The following is a 22,295-nucleotide window of genomic DNA, read 5'->3' on the forward strand; positions in this document are numbered from 1 at the left end:
AGAAGTGAAACGCCGTAGCGCCGATGGTAGTGTGGGGTCTCCCCATGCGAGAGTAGGGAACTGCCAGGCATCAAATTTAGTGTGCTGATATGGCTCAGTTGGTAGAGCGCACCCTTGGTAAGGGTGAGGTCCCCAGTTCGACTCTGGGTATCAGCACCACTTAATACGGTTAAAGTTCGGTATTTGAAAAAGAATTTGTCTGGCGGCAGTAGCGCGGTGGTCCCACCTGACCCCATGCCGAACTCAGAAGTGAAACGCCGTAGCGCCGATGGTAGTGTGGGGTCTCCCCATGCGAGAGTAGGGAACTGCCAGACATCAAATAAAACAAAAGGCTCAGTCGAAAGACTGGGCCTTTTGTTTTATCTGTTGTTTGTCGGTGAGTACTCTCCTGAGGAGGACAAATCCGCCGGGAGCGGATTTGAACGTTGCGCAGCAACGGCCCGGAGGGTGGCGGGCAGGACGCCCGCCATAAACTGCCAGACATCAAATAAAGCAAAAGGCTCAATCGAAAGATTGGGCCTTTTTGCATTTATCTCTCTATGGAAAAAGTTATCGGTTAATGGCGCCGACGCGTTTTAAACATCTTCGTAGAGTGGATAAAAACCGTTTTAGTCAGCGTGATTTCCCGCCATATATCCGCCTGAACCATCGAATGTGAACCGTGCTGAAGTAGATGTACAAACGGCTTTTACTTACGCCTCTAATAAGCAATAGAGATATTCGCTGAGGACTAAAAATCTGGCCCATTAGGCTATTTTATTTGCCAGTTTGGCCCTGGGGCAGTGCTCAAAATCCTCATGTATTACGTGTATGCTCCGGTTTATATCCAGACTGTCTGTAATAATTACGCCTAATGACCACGCGCTAAGTCTTACTGTATAAAGCGTGTTTTTAATGCGGCTTACGATGCTATCAAGCTACAATTTTGTCTGCATCGGACAAGGAATAGAATAAATACTATCGGGATGGGCGAGTAAGAAAAGAGAGCGTTTTATCGTGTTAACTTTCGGGGGACAGGCTGAACAGATTACGTCGCTGAGTATCCTTACGACCTTTATATTATTACTGAAAGCGCGGCATTGCCGCGCCTGCATGTATCATTTAGAAAGCGCAATGATACCCATCGTCAACCCTGCTACCGCCGCAGCGCCGCCAGCAATAGCGCCTGCTGTCTCCCAGTTATCCTGCGTTGTACCTTTCATACATGTATTGGTATGAACCAGCCGCCCTTGATCGTCATAAACCGGTACGCAGGGAGAATCATGTGCACAACCTGCCAATAAGGTGGTAAGCAATGCAACTGGAATTAGTCTTTTCATGGTGTTACCTCATTAATCAGCGTTTCGCGAAGTACAGCAACGTAAATGCTGGCTCTAACCGCTGCGAAAACGAGAGTTATTTTACCACCACAGAAAAAATGGCCGACATGAGGAATCATCTCAATTCATGTGAATTGTAAAAACTATGGAGAATGCAGAGGTAAGCGGAGAGGGGGGAATAGCGGAGATAAAGACGTACCGTTTAAAAAGGCGTCCGAAGACGCCTCTGTTTACCGGTTAATCATGATGGCGATTAAATCGGCGTTTTACAACAACGAAGAATACTGGCACGAAGAAGATAGCTAATAAGGTTGCGGTTAACATTCCCCCCATAACCCCTGTGCCTACTGCGTTCTGTGCCCCACTACCTGCGCCACGACTGATAACTAACGGCATTACCCCGAGAATAAAGGCCAGCGAGGTCATTAGAATAGGACGTAAACGCATACGGGATGCTTCCAGCGTCGCTTCAATCAATCCACGTCCTTCTTTTTCCATGAGATCTTTGGCGAACTCGACAATCAGGATGGCGTTTTTAGCAGAAAGGCCAATAGTGGTTAACAAGCCAACCTGGAAGTAAACGTCATTGTTCAGACCGCGCAATGACGCTGCAAGCAGAGCGCCAACCACGCCGAGCGGTACGACCAGCATTACCGAGAACGGAATTGACCAGCTTTCATACAGAGCGGCAAGGCAGAGGAAAACGACAATGAGTGAGATTGCGTACAGCGCCGGCGCCTGGTTACCTGACAACCGTTCCTGATACGACATACCTGTCCAGTCATAGCCAATACCGTTTGGCAGCTGTGAAGCCAGGTTTTCCATTAACGACATGGCTTCACCGGTACTTCGTCCGGGCGCTGCTTCACCGAGCAGTTCCATTGACGGCATCCCGTTATAGCGTTCCAGGCGTGGCGAACCATAAATCCACCGTGCTGAGCTAAAGGTAGAGAAGGGCACCATCTCGCCATTGGCGCTGCGTACATAAAGATTGTTGATATCTCCCGGCAGCATACGGAACTGAGCGTCAGCCTGAACGTATACTTTTTTCACTCGTCCGCGATCGATAAAGTCGTTAACGTAATAGCCGCCCAACGCCGCGGAGATGGTTTCGTTGATATCAGACAGCGAAACACCGAGCGCCTGCGCTTTTTCTTGATCGACATCCAGCTTGAACTGTGGCGTGTCTTCGAGCCCGTTCGGGCGTACGCGCACTAATAGATCAGGATGCTTCGCGACCATACCCAGGAGTTGATTACGCGCTTTCGTTAACGCATCGTGACCGAGCCCTCCCTGATCAATCAGTTCAAAGTCGAAACCTGTCGCGGTACCTAACTCGACAATTGCCGGCATGTTGAAGGGGAACACCAACCCGTCGCGAATCTGGCTGAAGGCGCGTGTCGCTCTGGCGATAACGGCTTCGACGCTATTTTCTTCACCGTTACGCTCTTCCCAGGGTTTAAGGCTAACAAATGCCATCCCTGAGTTTTGTCCCTGACCGCTAAAGCTAAAGCCGTTTACGGTAAACACGCTTTCGACGTTCGCTTTTTCATTATTCAGGTAGTAATGAGTGACTTGATCCAGCACTTTCTGCGTACGTTCTTGCGTAGCGCCAGAGGGGAGCTGAATCATGGTCAGGAATACTCCCTGATCTTCTTCCGGCAGGAAGGAGGTCGGGAGGCGTAAAAACAGAACCGCCATTCCGACTACAATAAGTAGATAGATAATGAGATAGCGACCCGTATTACGCACGATACCGCTTACGCTGTTAGTATAGTGGTTAACGCTGTGGTCAAACTTGGTATTGAACCAGCCAAAGAAGCCGCTTTTTTTCTCGTGATGTTCAGCAGATACGGGTTTAAGCAGTGTAGCGCATAGTGCTGGCGTCAGAATCAACGCAACCAGAACGGATAGCGCCATTGCTGAAACAATAGTAATAGAGAACTGGCGATAAATTGCCCCGGTCGAGCCGCCAAAAAAGGCCATCGGGATAAATACCGCAGACAGTACCATCGCGATACCAACCAGCGCTCCCTGAATCTGCGACATGGATTTTTCCGTCGCCTCTCGGGGAGAAAGGTTATCCTCCATCATTACACGTTCAACGTTTTCTACGACCACTATCGCATCGTCAACCAACAGCCCTATCGCCAGTACCATACCAAACATCGTCAGAGTATTGATGGAATAGCCAAAGGCGGCGAGTACCGCAAAAGTGCCTAGCAACACGACAGGAACAGCGATGGTAGGAATCAGGGTTGCCCGGATATTCTGTAAGAACAGATACATTACCAGGAACACCAGAATAATTGCTTCAAACAGCGTTTTTACCACTTCGTGGATAGATATTTTTACGAAGGGCGTTGTGTCATAAGGATAAACCACCTTCATTCCCTGGGGGAAGAAAGGCTGCAGCTCCGCCAGTTTCGCTTTGATTGCGGTTGCGGTATCCAGCGCGTTAGCGCCGGTCGCCAGTTTAATACCGAGACCGGAGGCCGGTTTACCGTTAATGCGCGCTACAACGTTATAGTTTTCACCGCCAAGCTCAATACGCGCGACATCTTTGAGATGGACGACAGAGCCGTCGGTATTGACACGCAACGTAACTTTGCCGAACTCTTCCGGATCTTTCAGACGCGTTTGGGCGATGATTGAGGCGTTAAGCTGCTGGCCCGGTAATGCTGGCGTACCGCCCAGTTGGCCTGCCGCAATCTGGTCGTTCTGTACTTTTAACTGGTTGATGACGTCAACTGGCGTGAGCTGGTATTTATTTAGCAGATTCGCATCCAGCCAGATACGCATGGCGTACTGTGCGCCAAATAGCTGAACGTCGCCCACACCATTCAGACGGCTGATAGAATCCTTAATGTTAGAGGCGACATAGTCAGAGATGTCGTCCTGGGTAGTGTTCGGATTATCCGAGACGAATCCGGCGACCATCAAAAAGCTGCTGCTGGACTTTTCAACGCTAATCCCCTGCTGCTGGACTTCTTGCGGTAGTAAAGGCGTGGCGAGCTGCAATTTATTTTGCACCTGAACCTGCGCGATATCCGGATCGGTTCCGGACTGGAAGGTCAGGGTGATGGTCACGCTACCAGCAGAGTCGCTGGTAGAGGACATATACATCAGGTTATCGATGCCGTTCATATTTTGTTCGATAACCTGAGTAACCGTATCCTGTACCGTCTGCGCATCCGCGCCAGGATAGGTTGCAGAAATAGAAACCGCTGGCGGCGCAATGGTTGGATACTGCGCAACGGGAAGTTGCATTATTGCCAGTGCGCCAGCCATCATCAGGATAATGGCCAGAACCCAGGCGAAAATAGGACGTCTAATAAAAAAGTTTGCCATGTACGGTTACCTTATTGCGCCGTTTTCGCTGCAGGAGTATCGGTAGTGGCTTTCACCTGGACGCCCGGTCGCGCTTTTTGTAAGCCGCTGACGATGACCTTATCGCCCGGTTTTAACCCTTCGCTGATGAGCCATTTATCGCCAATAGCCTGCGCCGCCACGACATTGCGGGCTTCGACCTGGCTTTTATCGTTAACCACCATCACCATTGCGTCGCCGCGCGGCGTGCGGGTCACGCCCTGCTGGGGGACAAGGATGGCATTGGGCTGGACGCCTTCATCAATGCGTGCGCGAACAAACATACCGGGAAGCAGACTGTGTTGTGGGTTAGGGAAAACCGCCCTGAGCGTGATCGAGCCGGTGCTTTCATCTACGGTAACGTCGGAAAATTGCAGCGTGCCTTTAATCGGGTAGACCTGACCATTTTCCATTACCAGTTGAACCGTGCTACTGGCGCTGTCTTTATGCAGGTTACCTTGTTCGACGGATTGCTTGAGTCGCATAAAGTCGTTGCTTGATTGCGTCACGTCGACATAAATCGGGTCGAGTTGCTGCACGGTAGCCAGTTCAGTTGACTGACCATTAGTCACCAGCGCGCCTTCAGTCACATTAGATTTTCCTATACGCCCGCTGATGGGTGAGGTGACTTTGGTATACGCAAGGTTAATACGCGCGCTTTCAACAGCGGCTTTTGCCGCCACAACGGCGGCATCGGCCTGGCGGGCGTCGGCAATCGCCTGATCATATTCCTGTTGGCTGATATATTTTGTGCCGACCAGTGGAACATAGCGTTTGACCGTCAGGTGCGCGATAGCCGCAGCCGCTTCGCTTTTAGCAAGTTCGCCTTTAGCGCTGTCATAATCAGCCTGATAAGTGGCAGGATCGATCTGATAGAGCGACTGCCCGGCCTCTACATCGCTACCTTCGGTGAAGTTTCTTTTAAGCACGATCCCGCTCACCTGGGGGCGAACCTCCGCAATACGAAATGCGGACGTACGTCCGGGAAGTTCGGTCGTTACGGCTAGCGGCGCTGTTTCGACCACATGGACGGTGACTTGCGGCTCGCCGGCATGAGCCTGGGTATCTCCCTGGTCATTACAACCGGCCAGCAGCGCAGCAGAGAATATGATGAATGAGGGCAGGAGTGAAAACCTGGCATGTTTCGTCATTACTGTTCCTTAAAAAACCGAAAGCTCGTTATTCACCGGATAACGGTAAGGCGTTAACGCGCGAAAAATAGAATAGCAGTGGGGTATCCTACAAATTATTAGCTTGTGATGTAAGCAATACTTATTTTGGGATGGGGTTCACGGCACATAAAAGCAAAAAAAAAGAACTATTCCCTGTCGTTTCATAATGTCCCGATTAGTAAAATCATGATGTTGAATAACATAATTAGAAATATATATTTTATATGAATATGTTTTATTAATTTATTTGTTTTTATTATTGATTTGGCGATATTGTGCGAAATAAAAATGGCTGTCTCTCGTCTGACTAAAAAGGACATGGTAAAGTTGTTTTTTGTGCTGAGTATTTTATCAGCGTATTTATCGTTTTTATGGTCCAGGATATCTTAATTATGGCGAAGAAAACGAAGGCGGATGCGCTTAAAACGCGGCAACATTTGATTGAAACCGCTATTGCGCAGTTCGCTTTGCGCGGCGTTGCCAACACGACGTTGAATGATATCGCTGATGCCGCTGATGTCACGCGGGGCGCCATCTACTGGCACTTTGAGAATAAAACGCAGTTGTTTAATGAGGTTTGGTTACAGCAACCACCTTTACGCGAACTTATTCAGGATAGGCTTACGGGATGCTGGAATGATAATCCTTTACAGGATCTACGAGAGAAATTTATTGCAGCCTTACAATATATTGCGGCAGTGCCTCGTCAGCAGGCATTAATGCAGATTTTATATCATAAATGTGAATTCCATAATGGTATGATATCGGAACAGGCCATTCGGGAGAAGATGGGTTTCCATCATCAGTCGCTGCTTGAAGTATTACAGCGATGTATGGATAAAAAACTGATCTCAGGCAGTCTTGATCTGGATGTCATATTAATTATTCTGCATGGTAGTTTTAGCGGAATAGTAAAAAACTGGTTAATGAATCCCACAAGTTATGATCTTTATAAGCAGGCGCCTGCATTAGTCGATAATGTATTAAAAATGCTAAGCCCGGATGGCAGTGTGAGGCAATTAATGCCAAATGAACAACAGGCGGAAGAAGCCTGAGATTATTTTGAGTTGATATTATATATTGACCTTGTGAATATATTGGCAGGATCCCGAATATCGCGAGCAATTTCCTCTGCCGTACGCGGCTTGCCAAGCAGGAACCCCTGAAGCGTATGGCATCCTAACTGGGTCAAAAATTGTTGCTGCGTTTCATTTTCTACCCCTTCTGCCACAATTTGCAGATTTAACGCTTTCGCCAGCGCGACAATAGCCGCAACAATGGTCGCGCCGTCGCCTGCCTCGCTGAGTTCATGTACGAAAGCGCGATCAATTTTTAGTTCGCACGCCGGAAGACGTTTCAGATAGAGAAGGCTGGAATAGCCAGTGCCAAAGTCGTCAATAGAGGCCTTAACCCCCATTTCCGTTAATCTGGTGAGTATAGCGACGCTTTGCTCCGGCTTGTTCATCGCCGTGGTTTCGGTGATTTCCAGAATCAATAAATCGGGACGGATACTGTGTCGGGCCAGGCTCCGCGTAATGGTGTCCACAAGCCCGGGCTGCTCAAATTGTAAGGCGGACAGATTTACCGCCACTGACCATAAGGCGTATCCCTGTAAATGCCACTCGCGGAGCTGTCGACACGCCTCGTCTATCACCCAGCTACCGATAGTGACGATAAGACCCGTTTTTTCCGCCAGCGGTAAAAACTGGTCAGGATTCAGTACGCCTTGTTTTGGATGATACCAGCGCAACAGGGCCTCAAATCCTACAATGGGGCCGGCAGGGGCCTGAAATTTAGGCTGGTACACCAGCCTGAGCTCTTGTCTTTCCAGCGCCAGCCACAGGTCATTCATTAGCTGAAGCTGGGTTTGCGCTAGCATATTCATTGATGGCTGAAAGAAATGGTATCCGTTACGCCCCGTATGTTTCGTGTGGTACATTGCGGCATCGGCGTTGAACATCAGTTCCCGTTCGTTTTTTCCGTCCAGCGGATAGAGCGCTATTCCCACGCTAAGGGTGACGACCAGTTCGTACGGATCTATCGTAAAGGGCGCATCTATCGAATGTACCAGCGCGCTGGCAAGGGAAGCCGCTTCGTCAGGCGCGCTGACTTCTGCAAGCAGCACAAATTCGTCGCCGCCAATCCGCGCCAGGGTAAACTGCCCGCTCAGCGGTTGGTTCAGACGATGCGTGACCGCCACCAGTAGCTTATCGCCAATATCATGACCATAAGCGTCATTAACGGCTTTAAAGCCATCCAGATCCATAAACAGTAGCGCGAAAGACGAGCCTTCCCGATTCGCTTTGCTGATGGCCTGTTCCAGACGATCCTCAAGGAGTACCCGGTTTGGTAAACGGGTGAGCGTATCATGCAGCGCCAACTGCGCCAGTTCCTGGTTCGCCTGCGCCAGCGAAGAGGCAAGTAGTGCGGTGCGGGCCTGAAGCCGGGCGTCAAATAAAGAAACCAGCAGAGTAATGCCCAGGATAGTCAGCGCGACCACGCTGACAAGAACAGCCAGCCAGTTGCTATCGACGCCACGATGCTCCATCGGCCAGTTTTGGGGAAAGTGTGCGGCCTTCATGCCGGCGTAATGCATGCCGGCGATAGCTATCCCCATTAATACCGCGGCGCCTGCTCGCCTCAGGGCGACATCTGTTCCCTCATGACGCAGGCGGAACGTGAGCCACAGCGCGCCGCAGGACGCCAGTAGCGCGATAATGATAGAGAGGGCAACCCACGCGCTATTCCAGACGATAATGGAAGCAAATTGCAGCGCCGCCATCCCGGTATAATGCATTGCGCTGATGCCCAGTCCCATCACCAGCGCGCCCGGCAGTAAACGGCGCAGGCGCAGTTTTTCAGCGCTGACCAGCCATAGCGCAAACAGGGAGGAGCCGATCGCGATCAGCATGGAGAGGCCGGTGAGGAACGGATCGAAGCGCATGTTCATCGCGTGATCCATCGCCAGCATCCCGACAAAATGCATCGCCCAAATACCGACGCCCAGCGCGAAGCCGCCGCCCATTAGCCATATTCTGGCGTTTGATCGGGCGCTTCCGGCTACGCGTCCGGCCATATTTAATGCGGTATAGGACGCAAAAATAGCGACAGCAAATGAAACCGCCACAAGGATGTGGTTGTACTCACTAACCGGCATGTATCATTAGCTCATTGGTTATGCAGGAAAAGAACAGGACGAGACAGTATCACCCCTTCTTTTATCCTCAACGTGTTTTAATTCCCTGTTTTTATAAGGGATAAAAGAAATCCGGGTGATAAATAATCATAGGTTAAATCGCCCGGTTCGCTACTCCAGATCGGTACAATTGATCAATTTAAGAGGGTTAACCGAGTCCATGTTTCGGCACTTATCCTGTTCAGTCGCCATCAATTCGATCCATTGCATCAAAAGCGCATCAAAAAGAAAAACGGAGACGGCAAAAACAACCAGCCACCAATACTTACGTATCATCGTCAAATCCTGTGTATTCATGCCCATGCGTGCTGGGAATATACATGAAATTTTGACGCTGAAAAGCGGACTTACAATGCTTTTACTTCTCTGAAGATAGCGCGTTTATCCCGACATTTCGCTGCTTTTTGGACAGGTTTTGTGTTTTTCTCTTTTTGACTTTTGCAAGTTCATTTTCTGAATAATGCGAAGTGACGCTCAATCTTCTGAGCCCCATTTTTACGTACTCATTATTGAGTTCAATACCGATAAACTTACGACCTGACGCCGCTGCGACAGCGCCTGTGGTGAAACTGCCTGCGAAAGGGTCCAATACGGTATCGCTCGGGTTAGAAGAGGCCAGTATGATCCGTTTTAACAGCGCGCTGGGCTTTTGCGTAGGATGGTTTTCATATTCATCCATCAGATAACGTACGCGAGGAAATGACCAGACGTTGCCCGGCACTTTTTTCTGATTGTATGGTTGGGGCGGGTTTTTTCGATAATCGATTAGCGCGCGCTTAGCGCCCGTAGTGGTTTCGACCAGAATCGCGTCACGATTAAAGGTATAGCTTTTCGGGTTCTTTACCATCATCAGGATCGGTTCATACATAGAACCAAAGTATTTTTTCGCCTGCACCCCGGAACTATCATAGGACCAGACGATACGGCTTTTGATGGTAAAAAGCGTTCGGCATTTGAGATCGATATACGGCATATTTTCTGTGCTATTCATGATGTACATGGTGCCGTGTTTCTTCAGTACGCGGTGGCACTCATCAATGCATTCATACAGCCAGGCCAGAAAAGACGCTTCGTCCCAGGATTCCACCATACCGTCGAAATCTTTTCCGATATTGTAAGGCGGATCGGCAAAAATTAAGTCAATGCTTTCAGAAGGCAGTTTTTTAAGTTCTGTTAGCGCGTCACCGTGAATAATCTTCTTCGATTCATCGCCAAAGTACTGAGGTTCACATTCCGCTTTCATGACCAAATTCCATGTGATGCGTATAAAAAAGGCGCTTCCCCATGCCGAGTAGCGCCTTTTTAAACAAGCAGTTAGCTAATCGAAATTAGTTCATGCCGTATTTTTTTAATTTTTTACGCAGCGTACCACGGTTGATGCCCATCATCAGAGCAGCACGGGTCTGGTTACCACGGGTGTATTGCATCACCATGTCCAACAGGGGCTGTTCTACTTCAGCCAGTACCAGCTCATACAGGTCATTAACGTCCTGACCATTCAGTTGAGCAAAATAGTTCTTCAGTGCCTGTTTAACCGAGTCACGCAGGGGTTTTTGGGTTACCTGATCCTGAGAGTTAACGGTAGAAACGGTCAGTACGTCAGAATTTACGCGTTGTTCGAACATAGTTCTGTCAGCTCTTTATTTCTGTTTACGCAAAATTTTCGAAGTATGCCTCCAACGCCTCCAGCTGTTCGCTGGCGTCCTCAATAGCGTTGAATGTGCGCCGAAACTGGTCGTCTGGAGCGTGCTCCTGGAGATACCAGGAGACGTGTTTACGCGCGATTCGGTACCCTTTTGCCTGACCGTAAAAGTCATGCAGTTCCCGAACATGCGTGCAAAGCAAGCGCTTTACCTCTGCCAGCGGCAGCGGCGGAAGCAGCTCCCCAGTGTCCAGATAATGCTGGATTTCCCGAAAGATCCAGGGTCTTCCCTGAGCTGCGCGGCCTATCATCAGGGCATCCGCCCCTGTATAGTCGAGAACAGCTCTGGCTTTATGCGGGTTAGTAATGTCGCCATTCGCGATAATCGGAATGGAAACTTTCTGCTTAACTGCCCGAATACTGTCGTATTCAGCTTCTCCGTTGAACAAACAGGCGCGGGTGCGGCCATGGATGGTCAGAGCCTGAATACCACAATCTTCAGCCAGTTGGGCAATCTCTACGCAGTTACGGTGTTCCGGCGCCCAGCCGGTGCGAATCTTGAGAGTCACAGGAACGTCCACTGCGTTTACGACCCCGATGAGTATAGACTTCACTAAATCCGGGTACTGCAAGAGGGCTGAACCTGCCAGCTTACGATTCACTTTCTTCGCCGGGCACCCCATATTGATATCAATAATCTGGGCGCCGCTTTCCACGTTAATACGTGCGGCATCGGCCATCTCAACAGGGTCGCTACCGGCAATTTGCACCGTGCGAATTCCTGGCTCATCAACGTGCACCATCCGTAAACGAGATTTATCGCTTTCCCACACTTGCGGGTTAGAAGACATCATCTCGGATACTGTCAATCCTGCTCCCATCTCATAGCACAGCGTCCGGAAAGGTCTGTCAGTAATGCCAGCCATGGGCGCTGCGATCAGGCGATTTCTGAGCTGATATTGTCCGATGCGCATGAGTTAAGAAATGACCATACTGTGACTGCAAGGCGGCGTATATTACGCATTTTTTGCACGAGATGAAAGGCCAAACTTTGAACAATCCACTGTTGTAGATCAATGAATCGTGCTTAAAAACAGCAAAATAAATTTATAATTCAGTAAAATCATAGGGTTATTTGTTGTCGGCGGTTTTGTACGCGCTTACAAATTCCCGTAACTTCTCTCTATTTCTTCGACCAGAAACAAGATAAGCGGAATAATCTGCTTTTTTTATAAGCTAATTACCCCAAATGAATGGGATCGCCGTCTCGTTTCAGGACAAGATCACTTCCCGCTGCGCGTGACTTTTCTCCGTTGCCAGTCGGAAGGGGGCGCACAGATGCGCTTTTGTGTTCATGAATGGCACGGATAAATTTTTCCAGCTGCGTTGAAGAGAGGGTTAGCGGATGCTGCAGAACAACCCGGACAGCATTACTAAGTACGAGGGCGATGGTTGCGACCCGTTAAAACGCCAGTACCTTTTGTCCGCTGGTAGCAGCTGTTTATCCAGACGGATAGTGACAAAGAAGTCATTTCAGGCATTCATTTGATGAATTTAATGATGTCTCGGTGCCTGAAAGGCGTTAAGGCAGTTGTGTGGAGAAAAGCGTGGCCGGGCGACCACGCTGACAAGAATTATTTCTTACGGCCAGTAATGCGGCACCACTCTTCTTTTTCGACGACCGGGTCGAGAGTGAAAAGCTCGGCGTAAGCATCGCAGACGCTTTCCGCCTGGCTGGCGAGAATACCTGAAAGCCCCAGCAGACCGCCCTCAACGGGCAGTACGCTGATTAACGGGGCCAGTTCGCGTAATGGGCCTGCCAGGATGTTAGCGACGACCACGTCGGCTTTCATGGCTTCTGGCTGGTCTTTCGGCAGGTACAGCTCCAGCCGGTCAGACACGCCGTTGCGTTCGGCATTATCGCGGCTGGCCTGAATAGCTTGCGGATCGATATCAATACCAATCGCTTTTGCCGCTCCCAGTTTCAGCGCGGCAATCGCCAGAATGCCTGAACCGCAGCCAAAGTCGATCACGGTTTTGCCGTTGAGATCGAGCCCGTCCAGCCATTGCAGACATAAAGAGGTGGTGGGGTGCGTACCCGTACCGAACGCCAGTCCCGGGTCGAGCATCACGTTGACGGCATTCTCGTCCGGAATGTCACGCCAGCTGGGACAAATCCACAGACGCTCGCCAAAACGCATCGGATGGAAATTATCCATCCATTCGCGTTCCCAGTCTTTATCTTCCAGTTGTTCGATTTTATGGGCAAATCCGGCACCCAGCAGCGGATGTTGCTCCAGAATCGCGACAACGTCTTTCATGTCGGTTTCGGCGTCGAACAGACCGATCACATCGGTATCGCCCCACAGACGGGTTTCGCCCGGCAACGGCTCAAAAACCGGCGTATCGTGCGTATCCTGAAAGGTAATGGAAACGGCGCCCGCTTCCATCAGCGCATCACTCAGCTCTTCAGCATTCGCGCCGGTGGTATTCAGTTTCAATTGGATCCATGGCATGGCAAAACTCTTTATTTATCAGTAGACAATACGGTGGCTTGCGAAGCGGAAGAGCCGAATCGGTTTCCGATCAGAAAAGCCAATAAACTTAACAGTAACGCGGGCACAATCGGATGAAAGCCCAGGTACTGAATATTAAATGTGGCAAGCAGGGCATATAGCACGCCGCCCACGATCATGGCGCTTAATGCGCCTGCCGCGTTTGCCCGCTCCCAGTAAAGGCCCAGTACCAGCGGCCATAAGAACACCGCTTCCAGGCCGCCAAACGCCAGCAGGTTGAGCCAAATGATCATCTCTGGCGGTTTCCACGCGGCCAGCAACAACAGCGCGCCTAGCAGTAAAGTAATCGCTGCCGACATACGCTTCAGCCGGATCTCATTTTGCATCTGATCGGGGCGCAGGTTGAGATAGAGATCTTTAATGATCGTCGCGGAACTTTGCAGCAGTTGGGCGTTAATTGTTGACATAATCGCCGCCATTGGCGCAGCGAGGAAGATCCCGGCGGCAAACGGCGGCAAAACTTTCACCATTAGCGTTGGGATCACCAGATCCGGCACCGTCAGATCCGGAAGCACCGCGCGACCCAGCGCGCCGGCAAGGTGCATCCCGAACATTAAAATCGCCACGACAATCGTACCGATAATAATGCCCCGGTGTACCGCTTTACTGTCTTTATAGGAGATGCAGCGCACCGCCGTATGCGGCAGGCCAATCACACCAAAACAGACCAGTACCCAAAAAGAGGTCATAAAGGCGGGAGAAAGTATGTCATCGGCGCCCTGCGGCGTTACCAGTTTGGGGTCGAGAGCGTGCAGCGTGTCAACGGCCTGACTTAGACCGCCCGCCGCATGGATCACGCCCACCAGCAGCACTATCGTGCCGACCAGCATCACCAGGCCCTGTAGCGTATCGTTAAGTACGCTGGCGCGAAAGCCGCCAAACGCCGTATAGAGTGCGATACTGACGCCAAATATTAGCAGGCCGGTTTCGTAGGGAATTCCCGCCGCGGTTTCCAGCAGTCGCGCGCCGCCGATAAATTGTACGGTCATTGCGCCAATAAACGCGACCAATAAACTCAGGCTTGCCAACCACACCAGCAGGCGGCTTTGGTAACGCGCGAATAGCATATCGTTAAGCGTGACGGCATTATAGCGACGCGCCAGGATAGCGAATTTTTTACCCAGAATACCCAGTGAAAGCCAGACGGCGGGAAGCTGGATCATCGCCAGCAAGACCCAGCCCAGACCGTATTTATAAGCCGCGCCGGGACCGCCGATAAATGAACTGGCGCTAATATAGGTGGCGGTAAGCGTCATCGCGAGCACGATCCCGCCCATCGAACGGCTGCCAAGAAAATATTCGTTTAAAAAGGTGCCGGCGGTACGCTTGCGCATAGCGTAAATCGAGACCCCGAAGACCACGACCAGATAGGCTACCAGCGGTAGAATGACCTCAAGCTGCATCGTCATCCTCCAGCGAAATATCGCGATAAATGAATTTCACCATCGCCCAGCACAGCAAAATAAAGACCAGCGGCGTCAATAAGCAGGCCATCTCGAACCAGTGCGGCAGACCGGTAATTCCCGGCGAGTCTCCAGGTAAGTAAGCAGCCACTAACCATGCCGCCAGATAGCAAAGGGTCAGCCACAGCGCCCAGCGCGCCTCTTTATGGGCCTGAACAAAACGAGCGTCCATTTTTTGTCCCTTATGGGTGAAGAAAGCGGGAATTGTACATGATGGGGCATCGCTATCCCCAGAAATAAAAAAGGCCGGATTCACCGGCCTTTTGAGATTAACGTGCGATTACTTTTCCTGAAGACCGAGTTTTTTCTCCAGATAGTGGATGTTGGTTCCACCGTGCTGGAAGTGCTCGTCATTCATGATGCGGGTCTGCAGATCGATATTGGTTTTGATACCATCGATAATCAGTTCCTGCAGGGCATTTTTCATACGGGCAATCGCCACGTCGCGGTTTTCACCGTAGCAGATGAGTTTGCCGATCATGGAATCATAGTACGGCGGCACCGTGTAGCCCGCGTAGATATGAGATTCCCAGCGAACGCCAAAGCCGCCAGGCGCATGGAAGCGCGTGATTTTGCCAGGGCTTGGCAGGAAGGTGTTCGGATCTTCGGCATTGATACGGCATTCTACCGCATGGCCTCGAACGACAACTTCGTCCTGTGTGATCGACAGCGGCTGACCCGCCGCGATGCGCAACTGCTCTTTGATCAAATCGACGCCGGTAATCATTTCAGTCACCGGGTGTTCAACCTGAATACGGGTGTTCATTTCGATGAAATAGAACTCGCCGTTTTCGAACAGGAATTCGAACGTCCCTGCGCCGCGATAGCCGATGTCTACGCACGCTTTCGCGCAGCGTTCGCCGATATAGCGACGCAGTTCCGGCGTAATGCCTGGCGCCGGGGCCTCTTCAACCACTTTCTGGTGGCGACGCTGCATGGAACAGTCGCGTTCCGCCAGATAGATAGCGTTGCCCTGGCCGTCCGCCAGCACCTGAATTTCGATGTGGCGTGGATTTTCCAGGTATTTTTCCATGTATACCATGTCGTTGCTGAAAGCCGCTTTCGCTTCCGCTTTGGTCATGGAGATGGACTGCGCCAGTTCAGCATCGCTACGAACCACGCGCATACCGCGGCCGCCGCCGCCGCCGGACGCTTTGATGATCACCGGATAGCCAATACGTTTGGCATGAGCGCGGTTCGCATTCATATCGTCGCCCAGCGGGCCGTCAGATCCTGGTACGGTCGGCACGCCCGCTTTTTTCATCGCGGTAATCGCGGACACTTTATCGCCCATCAGGCGGATGGTATCCGCTTTCGGGCCGATAAAGATAAAGCCGGAGCGTTCAACCTGCTCGGCAAAATTGGCGTTCTCAGAAAGGAAGCCGTAACCCGGGTGGATTGCCACCGCGCCGGTGATTTCAGCGGCGCTAATGATAGCCGGGATGTTCAGATAACTTTTTACGGACGGTGCCGGGCCAATACAGACCGTCTCATCCGCCAGCAATACGTGTTTTAAATCGCGATCCGCGCTTGAGTGCACAGCGACGGTCTTGATGCCGAGTTCTTTACAGGCTCGAAGAATACGTAGTGCGATCTCGCCGCGGTTGGCGATGACAATTTTATCCAACATGTTCGCCTCGTTACTCGATGACGACCAGTGGCTCGTCAAATTCTACCGGTTGACCACTTTCGACCAGAATCGCTTTCACAGTACCTGCTTTGTCAGCTTCGATCTGGTTCATCATTTTCATGGCTTCAACGATGCACAGGGTATCGCCCACGTTCACTTTCTGGCCCACTTCGATGAACGCTTTCGCGTCCGGGCTTGGGGTGCGGTAGAAAGTACCAACCATTGGGGAGCGTACGATGTGACCACTGATTTCCGCTGCGGCAGGCGCTTCCATTGCTGGAGTAGCCGCTGGCGCGACAGCGTTAGACAGAGCGGGTTGCTGCATCATCGGCGCCGCATAAGCCTGCTGCATCACCGGAAAACCGGCGTTTGCCGTTGTGCGGCTGATGCGAACAGATTCTTCGCCTTCAGAAATTTCCAGTTCGGAGATACCTGATTCTTCAACCAGCTCGATCAGTTTTTTAATCTTACGAATATCCATGAGTGGGTTCCGTACTCTTTGTTTAGTGTGATTGTGACAGGCGTTTTAGCGCCGTCTGTAAAGCATGTGAATGACTGCCGCGGGTAAAATACCGCGCATCTTTGATTTGCCTGTTATGCCGTAGCACCCGAAGGTGAAATTCATGATTTGCCAGTCATTGTGTGGCTATCTTCTGCCATTTTCGGGCAAAAAACAAAATATACCTTCATTGCTCGATTGTCACCCTTTCTGCGAACGAAAATCGCCGTTGGGCAATGTAAAGTCGCACATTATAACTATTTCGTCGCAATTGGCAGCTAAATACTGGTCTTATCAGGGAAGATAATCAACCCGAAACATAAAAAGGACATTACCTGTTTTGCGTTTTGCAATCGACCGCACAGTTCACCAAACTAGCGCCACCACTGGCGAAACTTCCGGTAACGCAACGCTAAAAGGGCTAACGCTAATGCCGCGTAGATGACCGGTTGCGGTGATAAAATCTTTACCGACCACAGGTAATGTATGGGAGCCAGGATCGCGACAAGATAGACGACGTTATGCAGTGTTTGCCAGCGTTTGCCCAATTTACGCTGCGCAAATTGCGTTGAGGTCAACGTCAGCGCCAATAACACCAGCCAGCTAATGATCCCAAGCGTCAAATAAGGGCGTGAAATCAACTCGCTTCCTAACAACGCCAGGTTATGTATCCCCAGTTCCAGTAAGGCATAGCTGGTTAAATGCAGCGTAGCCCAAACGAAACACCATAATCCTAACAGGCGGCGTGTGCGTATCAATAATGGCTGTTTAGCGTAGCGCGCCAGCGGTGAAACCAGCAAGGTGGCGAGCAAAAATTTGAGCGCGGTTCTGCCGGTAAAGTGTTGGATATCCTTTACCGGGTCTGCGCTGAGTCCACCGTGATTTATCGCCCAAAAGAGCCACAGAAGCGGCAAAAAACCGGCAAGATGCAGACAAACTTTTAGCCAGGTTATCTGTTTTGCTGTCAGACGCACTTAAAAATTCTCCCGCAAATTGAGACCGCGATACAGCGAAGCGACTTCATTGGCGTAGCCGTTAAACAGCAGCGTCGGCTGCCTTTGCACATCGAGGATACCGCCTGAACCAATAAAGCGTTCGGTAGCCTGAGACCAGCGTGGATGATCCACATGCGGGTTCACATTGGCATAAAAACCATATTCGTTGGGAGCCGACAAATTCCAGGTGGTTGGCGGACGTTCGCGGGTGAGTTTAATGCTGACAATAGATTTAATACCTTTAAAACCATACTTCCATGGAACGATGAGTCGAATAGGCGCGCCGTTTTGCGGGGGTAACGCCTTACCATAGACGCCAACGGTCATCAGAGTCAGCGGATGCATGGCTTCGTCCAGACGTAGCCCTTCGACATAAGGGTATTTCAGTCCGCCGCCAATAAAGCGATCTTTCTGTCCCGGTATATCATCCGGCGCGTATAGCGTTTCGAATGCCACATATTTAGCGTGGCTGGTGGGCTGTGCCTGCGCGAGTAGCTTATATAAAGGGAAACCAATCCACGGCACGACCATGGACCACGCTTCGACGCAGCGCATTCGATAGATACGCTCTTCTAATGGGAAACGATGTGTTAAATCGTCGTAATCCAGCGTAAATGGCTTCGCGACTTCCCCGCTGATTTTCAACGTCCACGGTTCGGTTTTCAGACTTCCGGCATTGGCCGCCGGGTCGGCTTTATCAAGGCCAAACTCATAGAAATTGTTGTAGCCCGTCACCTTATCTTCCGGCGTTAACGCTAAATCGCTTCGCCAGGCGGCAGGCTGACTAAACTCAAGCGGTTTACCGGCAGGCGCTTTCGGACGATCGTTGCCTTTAAACCAACTGAAGAGATCGGCCTGCGCCGTTGAGGGTAAGGATAAGGCGGCCGCGCTGATGCCTAATGCTTTTAGCACCTGTCGGCGCTGCATAAAAAAAGCCGATTCCGCAGTCACATCGGCTTCTGTTAATGGACGTATCTTTTTCATCACAGACTCCCGGTCTACCCACCACAACATGGCGTGTAGTGAATATGACAGGGAGTGTGTCAATGTGTAAAAATAAATAGTTAATTAAGTGTAAATTTTTTTATACGTGACGTTATTTTATCTTCACCAGCGTACGGCCCTGAACCTGATTATTGATGATGGCATCGGCGAACTTCGGCGCATCCGCCAGCGTAATCTCTGTGGCGGCCTGAGCATAGAACGATTCCGGCAGATCCTTAACCAAACGCGCCCAGGCTTCTGCGCGACGTGCCGGTGGGGTCATCACCGAGTCCACCCCTTGCAAACGCACATTACGCAGAATGAATGGCATAACGGTGGTCGGCAGCGCGAAGCCGCCCGCCAGGCCGCAGGCGGCCACGCAACCGCCATAGTTCATCTGTGCCAGGACTTTCGCCAGCACTTTATCGCCAACGGTATCAATTGCACCGGCCCACAGCTGTTTTTCCAACGGGCGAGATTCAGCAAACTCATCGCGGCTGAGAATACGGTTAGCTCCCAGGCTCTTAAGATAGCCGTGGGTGCTTTCACGTCCTGATACTGCTGCAACCTGATAGCCCAGCTTATGCAGTAATGCAACGGCAGTGCTGCCCACGCCGCCGCTGGCGCCGGTGACGACAACCTCACCGTCTTGCGGGCGAATACCTGCATCTTCAAGCGCCATGACGCACAGCATGGCGGTAAAACCGGCGGTGCCGATGATCATGGCGTTACGGCTGCTCAGTCCCGCAGGCAGCGCGACCAGCCAGTCGCCTTTAACGCGTGCGCGTTCGGCCAGGCCGCCCCAGTGGTTTTCGCCCACGCCCCAGCCAGTCAGTAGTACTTCCTGGCCTGCATGAAAGCGAGGATCTTCGCTTGCGTGAACGGTGCCGGCGAAATCAATACCAGGAATCATCGGAAAATGACGGATAATTTTCCCTTTTCCGGTGATAGCCAGAGCATCTTTATAATTCAGGCTGGACCAGTGGACATCCACCGTCACATCACCTGCCGGCAGTTGACTCTCTTCGAGATGTTGCACGGATGCGAGGGTTTTACCGTCCTGCTGTTCTAAGATCAACGCCTGCATAACCTGTCCTCACTTTACATGGTAGATTGGAAAAATAGCTACGAAGACTATACTCGCTAATTAAAACGTGATGCCGATGCAACGCAATAAATTGCCAGATAGATCCATTTTGGTAGTATGCCTGCTTCATTGCGCGCCGTGGCGAATTCCGCCTTCAGATTCGCTTTTTCATACTGTTTATAACCGTCGGAGTTAACTCAAGGATGCGATTAACGACGAAATTCTCAGCTTTTATCACGCTGCTCACGGGGTTAACGATCTTCGTGACTCTGATAGGTTGCTCGCTAAGCTTTTATAACGCCGTACAGTATAAGTATGTCAGCCGTGTGCAGGCGACGGCGACAGCCATTGATACGCACCTGGTGACCCATGATATTGTCTCGCTGACGCCGCAAATCGACGAACTCATGATCGCTTCCGATATTGTGCGTGTCGATCTGTTGCAGGGGGAGCGCAGCGTCTACAGCCATTCTCGCGCCAGAGGTTATCGGCCAGCCGGCACCAGCGACATGTATCGCGAGCTGGTCGTACCGCTGATAAAACATCCAGGAATGTCGCTACGTCTGGTTTATCAGGACCCGATGGGTAACTATTTTCACTCACTGATCACCACGGCGCCGCTGACGCTGGCGATCGGTTTTATCGTTCTGATTTTGTTTTTATCGGTGCGCTGGCTGCAGCGGCAGCTTTCCGGGCAAGAGCTTCTGGAAATTCGCTCAACGCGTATTCTGAACGGCGAACGCGGGGCGAATGTCCGCGGTTCTGTTTACGAATGGCCAGCGCGCACCAGTAGCGCGCTTGATGTATTGCTTTCCGAAATTCAGTTTGCTCACGAACAGCGTAGCCGCCTGGACACCCTCATTCGCTCCTACGCCGCGCAGGACACCAAAACCGGACTCGGTAACCGTCTGTTCTTTGATAACCAACTGGCGACGCTGCTGGAAGATCAGGAAAAAGTGGGAGTGCATGGCGTGGTGATGATGATCCGCTTGCCAGACTTCAATCTTCTGCGCGACAGCCTGGGAGGCAATCAGGCGGAAGAGCAGATGTTTATGCTTATCAATCTGCTATCGACATTTATTATGCGTTACCCAGGCTCGCTGCTGGCGCGTTATCACCGCAGCGACTTTGCCGTGCTGCTACCGCATCGAACGCTGAAAGAAGCGGAAAGTATTGCCGGACAACTTTTAAAAGCTGTCGATGCGCTACCGGCTAACAAAATGCTCGATCGTGACGATATGGTACATATCGGCATTTGCGCCTGGCGCAGCGGACAGTCCACCGAGCAGGTGATGGAACATGCTGAAGCCGCGGCGCGGAATGCCGCCCTGCAGGGGGGAAATAGCTGGGCTATTTACGACGACACTCTGCCGGAAAAAGGGCGCGGCAATGTGCGCTGGCGCACATTGATTGAGCAGATGCTGAACCGGGGCGGACCGCGACTTTATCAAAAACCAGCGGTCACGCGAGAAGGTCGCGTACATCATCGGGAATTGATGTGTCGCATCTATGACGGTAAAGAAGAGGTGAGCTCGGCGGAGTATATGCCGATGGTGTTGCAATTTGGTTTATCGGAAGAGTATGACAGATTACAAATTAGCCGCCTGATTACGTTGCTGGGCTACTGGCCGGATGAAAATCTGGCAATGCAGTTGACGGTTGAGTCGCTGATTCGTCCGCGTTTTCAGCGCTGGTTGCGCGATACGTTAATGCAGTGTGAAAAATCACAGCGAAATCGCATAATTATTGAACTTGCGGAGGCAGATGTTTGTCAACACATCAGCCGGTTACAACCCATCCTTCGCTTAGTCAATGCGCTTGGCGTTCGGGTGGCGGTGACACAGGCGGGTTTGACGCTGGTTAGCACGAGCTGGATTAAAGCGCTCAATGTGGAATTACTCAAGCTGCATCCGAGTCTGGTCAGAAACATTGAGAAGCGAACGGAAAACCAGCTTCTGGTTCAAAGTCTGGTAGAGGCCTGCGCGGGTACGCCTACGCAGGTTTACGCGACGGGCGTCCGTTCGCGCGGCGAGTGGCAGACGCTGACAAAACGCGGCGTGGCTGGCGGGCAGGGTGATTTTTTTGCCTCCTCCCAACTACTTGACACAAACGTGAAAAAATATTCGCAAAGATACTCGGTTTAACCTGCCGTTTAATTTGTTTTCACGTAGAATAACGCGCGCTGCGCCTCATGGGGGTGTGCTTGTCTGCTCGCCAGATTGTTGCAGCAAATATGCAGGTGAATGACCTTTGACAGGTTGCAAACGAAGGCGAGGATTGCTGCTGATTTTTTCAGCCCTGAGGGACTCAGGCCGAGATTTGTAACAAAGGAAACGAACTGCACTAATTTTCACCGTAGCAGA

At 51.2% G+C, this 22,295-nt stretch carries 18 protein-coding genes, 1 tRNA gene and 1 rRNA gene; 4 read left to right on the forward strand and 16 right to left on the reverse strand.

Annotated features, from left to right (window positions below; all coding sequences use genetic code 11):
* Window positions 1-83: 83 nt before the first annotated feature.
* Window positions 84-159, forward strand: a tRNA-Thr gene (locus NBA72_RS14695).
* Window positions 160-198: 39 nt separating this feature from the next.
* Window positions 199-314 (forward strand): 5S ribosomal RNA (rrf, locus tag NBA72_RS14700).
* Window positions 315-1,097: 783 nt separating this feature from the next.
* Here the strand turns inward: rrf and NBA72_RS14705 are convergent.
* From NBA72_RS14705 to NBA72_RS14715, 3 genes are all read right to left on the reverse strand, one after another.
* Window positions 1,098-1,319: a membrane protein gene (locus tag NBA72_RS14705; protein ID WP_000825645.1), complete on the reverse strand. Its 222-nt coding sequence runs from the start codon at window positions 1,317-1,319 to the stop codon at window positions 1,098-1,100.
* Window positions 1,320-1,556: 237 nt separating this feature from the next.
* Window positions 1,557-4,670, reverse strand: a complete 3,114-nt coding sequence (locus tag NBA72_RS14710) for an efflux RND transporter permease subunit (RefSeq protein WP_001524677.1) — start codon at window positions 4,668-4,670, stop codon at window positions 1,557-1,559.
* An 11-nt stretch (window positions 4,671-4,681) separates the two neighbouring features.
* Window positions 4,682-5,839 (reverse strand): efflux RND transporter periplasmic adaptor subunit, encoded by a 1,158-nt coding sequence (locus NBA72_RS14715; RefSeq protein WP_023181647.1) that lies wholly within the window; start codon window positions 5,837-5,839, stop codon window positions 4,682-4,684.
* A gap of 413 nt (window positions 5,840-6,252) precedes the next feature.
* Between NBA72_RS14715 and envR the strand changes: the two genes are divergently transcribed.
* Entirely contained in the window at window positions 6,253-6,915 is a 663-nt protein-coding gene (envR, locus tag NBA72_RS14720) for an acrEF/envCD operon transcriptional regulator (protein WP_001085725.1), read from the forward strand.
* 2 nt (window positions 6,916-6,917) lie between these two features.
* Here envR and NBA72_RS14725 read toward each other — a convergent pair whose 3' ends face one another.
* The 13 genes from NBA72_RS14725 to acuI all read right to left on the reverse strand — a co-directional run bounded on the left by NBA72_RS14725 (window position 6,918) and on the right by acuI (window position 19,932).
* Window positions 6,918-9,017, reverse strand: a complete 2,100-nt coding sequence (locus NBA72_RS14725; RefSeq protein ID WP_020437912.1) for a putative bifunctional diguanylate cyclase/phosphodiesterase — start codon at window positions 9,015-9,017, stop codon at window positions 6,918-6,920.
* Window positions 9,018-9,167: 150 nt separating this feature from the next.
* On the reverse strand, window positions 9,168-9,332 hold the full coding sequence (locus NBA72_RS14730) for a DUF2556 family protein (RefSeq protein WP_000620015.1): 165 nt from the start codon (window positions 9,330-9,332) through the stop codon (window positions 9,168-9,170).
* Window positions 9,333-9,414: 82 nt separating this feature from the next.
* Complete coding sequence (yhdJ, locus tag NBA72_RS14735; RefSeq protein ID WP_000642611.1) at window positions 9,415-10,299, reverse strand: adenine-specific DNA-methyltransferase; 885 nt, start codon at window positions 10,297-10,299, stop codon at window positions 9,415-9,417.
* An 85-nt stretch (window positions 10,300-10,384) separates the two neighbouring features.
* Window positions 10,385-10,681, reverse strand: coding sequence for a DNA-binding transcriptional regulator Fis (fis, locus tag NBA72_RS14740; RefSeq protein ID WP_000462905.1), 297 nt, complete (start codon window positions 10,679-10,681; stop codon window positions 10,385-10,387).
* A 25-nt stretch (window positions 10,682-10,706) separates the two neighbouring features.
* Entirely contained in the window at window positions 10,707-11,672 is a 966-nt protein-coding gene (dusB, locus tag NBA72_RS14745; RefSeq protein WP_001219664.1) for a tRNA dihydrouridine synthase DusB, read from the reverse strand.
* A gap of 660 nt (window positions 11,673-12,332) precedes the next feature.
* Window positions 12,333-13,214, reverse strand: a complete 882-nt coding sequence (gene prmA / locus NBA72_RS14750; RefSeq protein WP_001145849.1) for a 50S ribosomal protein L11 methyltransferase — start codon at window positions 13,212-13,214, stop codon at window positions 12,333-12,335.
* Between the two features lie 11 nt (window positions 13,215-13,225).
* Window positions 13,226-14,677, reverse strand: coding sequence for a sodium/pantothenate symporter (panF, locus tag NBA72_RS14755; protein WP_001175741.1), 1,452 nt, complete (start codon window positions 14,675-14,677; stop codon window positions 13,226-13,228).
* Window positions 14,667-14,909, reverse strand: a complete 243-nt coding sequence (locus tag NBA72_RS14760; protein WP_000340018.1) for a YhdT family protein — start codon at window positions 14,907-14,909, stop codon at window positions 14,667-14,669. The genes panF and NBA72_RS14760 overlap by 11 nt, the downstream gene beginning before the upstream one ends.
* Window positions 14,910-15,017: 108 nt before the next feature.
* Window positions 15,018-16,367, reverse strand: coding sequence for an acetyl-CoA carboxylase biotin carboxylase subunit (gene accC / locus NBA72_RS14765; RefSeq protein WP_000884627.1), 1,350 nt, complete (start codon window positions 16,365-16,367; stop codon window positions 15,018-15,020).
* Between the two features lie 10 nt (window positions 16,368-16,377).
* Entirely contained in the window at window positions 16,378-16,848 is a 471-nt protein-coding gene (gene accB / locus NBA72_RS14770) for an acetyl-CoA carboxylase biotin carboxyl carrier protein (RefSeq protein WP_000354626.1), read from the reverse strand.
* A gap of 392 nt (window positions 16,849-17,240) precedes the next feature.
* Window positions 17,241-17,840, reverse strand: a complete 600-nt coding sequence (msrQ, locus tag NBA72_RS14775) for a protein-methionine-sulfoxide reductase heme-binding subunit MsrQ (RefSeq protein WP_001240053.1) — start codon at window positions 17,838-17,840, stop codon at window positions 17,241-17,243.
* Window positions 17,841-18,845, reverse strand: coding sequence for a protein-methionine-sulfoxide reductase catalytic subunit MsrP (gene msrP, locus NBA72_RS14780; RefSeq protein ID WP_023216416.1), 1,005 nt, complete (start codon window positions 18,843-18,845; stop codon window positions 17,841-17,843).
* A 112-nt stretch (window positions 18,846-18,957) separates the two neighbouring features.
* Complete coding sequence (acuI, locus tag NBA72_RS14785; RefSeq protein WP_001148246.1) at window positions 18,958-19,932, reverse strand: acrylyl-CoA reductase (NADPH); 975 nt, start codon at window positions 19,930-19,932, stop codon at window positions 18,958-18,960.
* 203 nt (window positions 19,933-20,135) lie between these two features.
* Between acuI and csrD the strand changes: the two genes are divergently transcribed.
* A complete protein-coding gene (gene csrD / locus NBA72_RS14790; protein ID WP_001241381.1) occupies window positions 20,136-22,076 on the forward strand; it encodes an RNase E specificity factor CsrD in 1,941 nt (646 codons plus the stop codon).
* The last annotated feature ends 219 nt before the right edge of the window (window positions 22,077-22,295 follow it).

Source organism: Salmonella sp. NW1250, assembly GCF_051812965.1.
Lineage (GTDB): Bacteria > Pseudomonadota > Gammaproteobacteria > Enterobacterales > Enterobacteriaceae > Salmonella > Salmonella enterica.

Excerpts from the sequence above, each read along its gene's own strand:
- NBA72_RS14705 (WP_000825645.1), bottom strand. The coding sequence starts at position 1,319 with ATGAAAAGACTAATTCCAGTTGCATTGCTTACCACCTTATTGGCAGGT.
- NBA72_RS14710 (WP_001524677.1), bottom strand. The coding sequence starts at position 4,670 with ATGGCAAACTTTTTTATTAGACGTCCTATTTTCGCCTGGGTTCTGGCC.
- NBA72_RS14715 (WP_023181647.1), bottom strand. The coding sequence starts at position 5,839 with ATGACGAAACATGCCAGGTTTTCACTCCTGCCCTCATTCATCATATTC.
- envR (WP_001085725.1), top strand. The coding sequence starts at position 6,253 with ATGGCGAAGAAAACGAAGGCGGATGCGCTTAAAACGCGGCAACATTTG.
- NBA72_RS14725 (WP_020437912.1), bottom strand. The coding sequence starts at position 9,017 with ATGCCGGTTAGTGAGTACAACCACATCCTTGTGGCGGTTTCATTTGCT.
- NBA72_RS14730 (WP_000620015.1), bottom strand. The coding sequence starts at position 9,332 with ATGATACGTAAGTATTGGTGGCTGGTTGTTTTTGCCGTCTCCGTTTTT.
- yhdJ (WP_000642611.1), bottom strand. The coding sequence starts at position 10,299 with ATGAAAGCGGAATGTGAACCTCAGTACTTTGGCGATGAATCGAAGAAG.
- fis (WP_000462905.1), bottom strand. The coding sequence starts at position 10,681 with ATGTTCGAACAACGCGTAAATTCTGACGTACTGACCGTTTCTACCGTT.
- dusB (WP_001219664.1), bottom strand. The coding sequence starts at position 11,672 with ATGCGCATCGGACAATATCAGCTCAGAAATCGCCTGATCGCAGCGCCC.
- prmA (WP_001145849.1), bottom strand. The coding sequence starts at position 13,214 with ATGCCATGGATCCAATTGAAACTGAATACCACCGGCGCGAATGCTGAA.
- panF (WP_001175741.1), bottom strand. The coding sequence starts at position 14,677 with ATGCAGCTTGAGGTCATTCTACCGCTGGTAGCCTATCTGGTCGTGGTC.
- NBA72_RS14760 (WP_000340018.1), bottom strand. The coding sequence starts at position 14,909 with ATGGACGCTCGTTTTGTTCAGGCCCATAAAGAGGCGCGCTGGGCGCTG.
- accC (WP_000884627.1), bottom strand. The coding sequence starts at position 16,367 with ATGTTGGATAAAATTGTCATCGCCAACCGCGGCGAGATCGCACTACGT.
- accB (WP_000354626.1), bottom strand. The coding sequence starts at position 16,848 with ATGGATATTCGTAAGATTAAAAAACTGATCGAGCTGGTTGAAGAATCA.
- msrP (WP_023216416.1), bottom strand. The coding sequence starts at position 18,845 with ATGAAAAAGATACGTCCATTAACAGAAGCCGATGTGACTGCGGAATCG.
- acuI (WP_001148246.1), bottom strand. The coding sequence starts at position 19,932 with ATGCAGGCGTTGATCTTAGAACAGCAGGACGGTAAAACCCTCGCATCC.
- csrD (WP_001241381.1), top strand. The coding sequence starts at position 20,136 with ATGCGATTAACGACGAAATTCTCAGCTTTTATCACGCTGCTCACGGGG.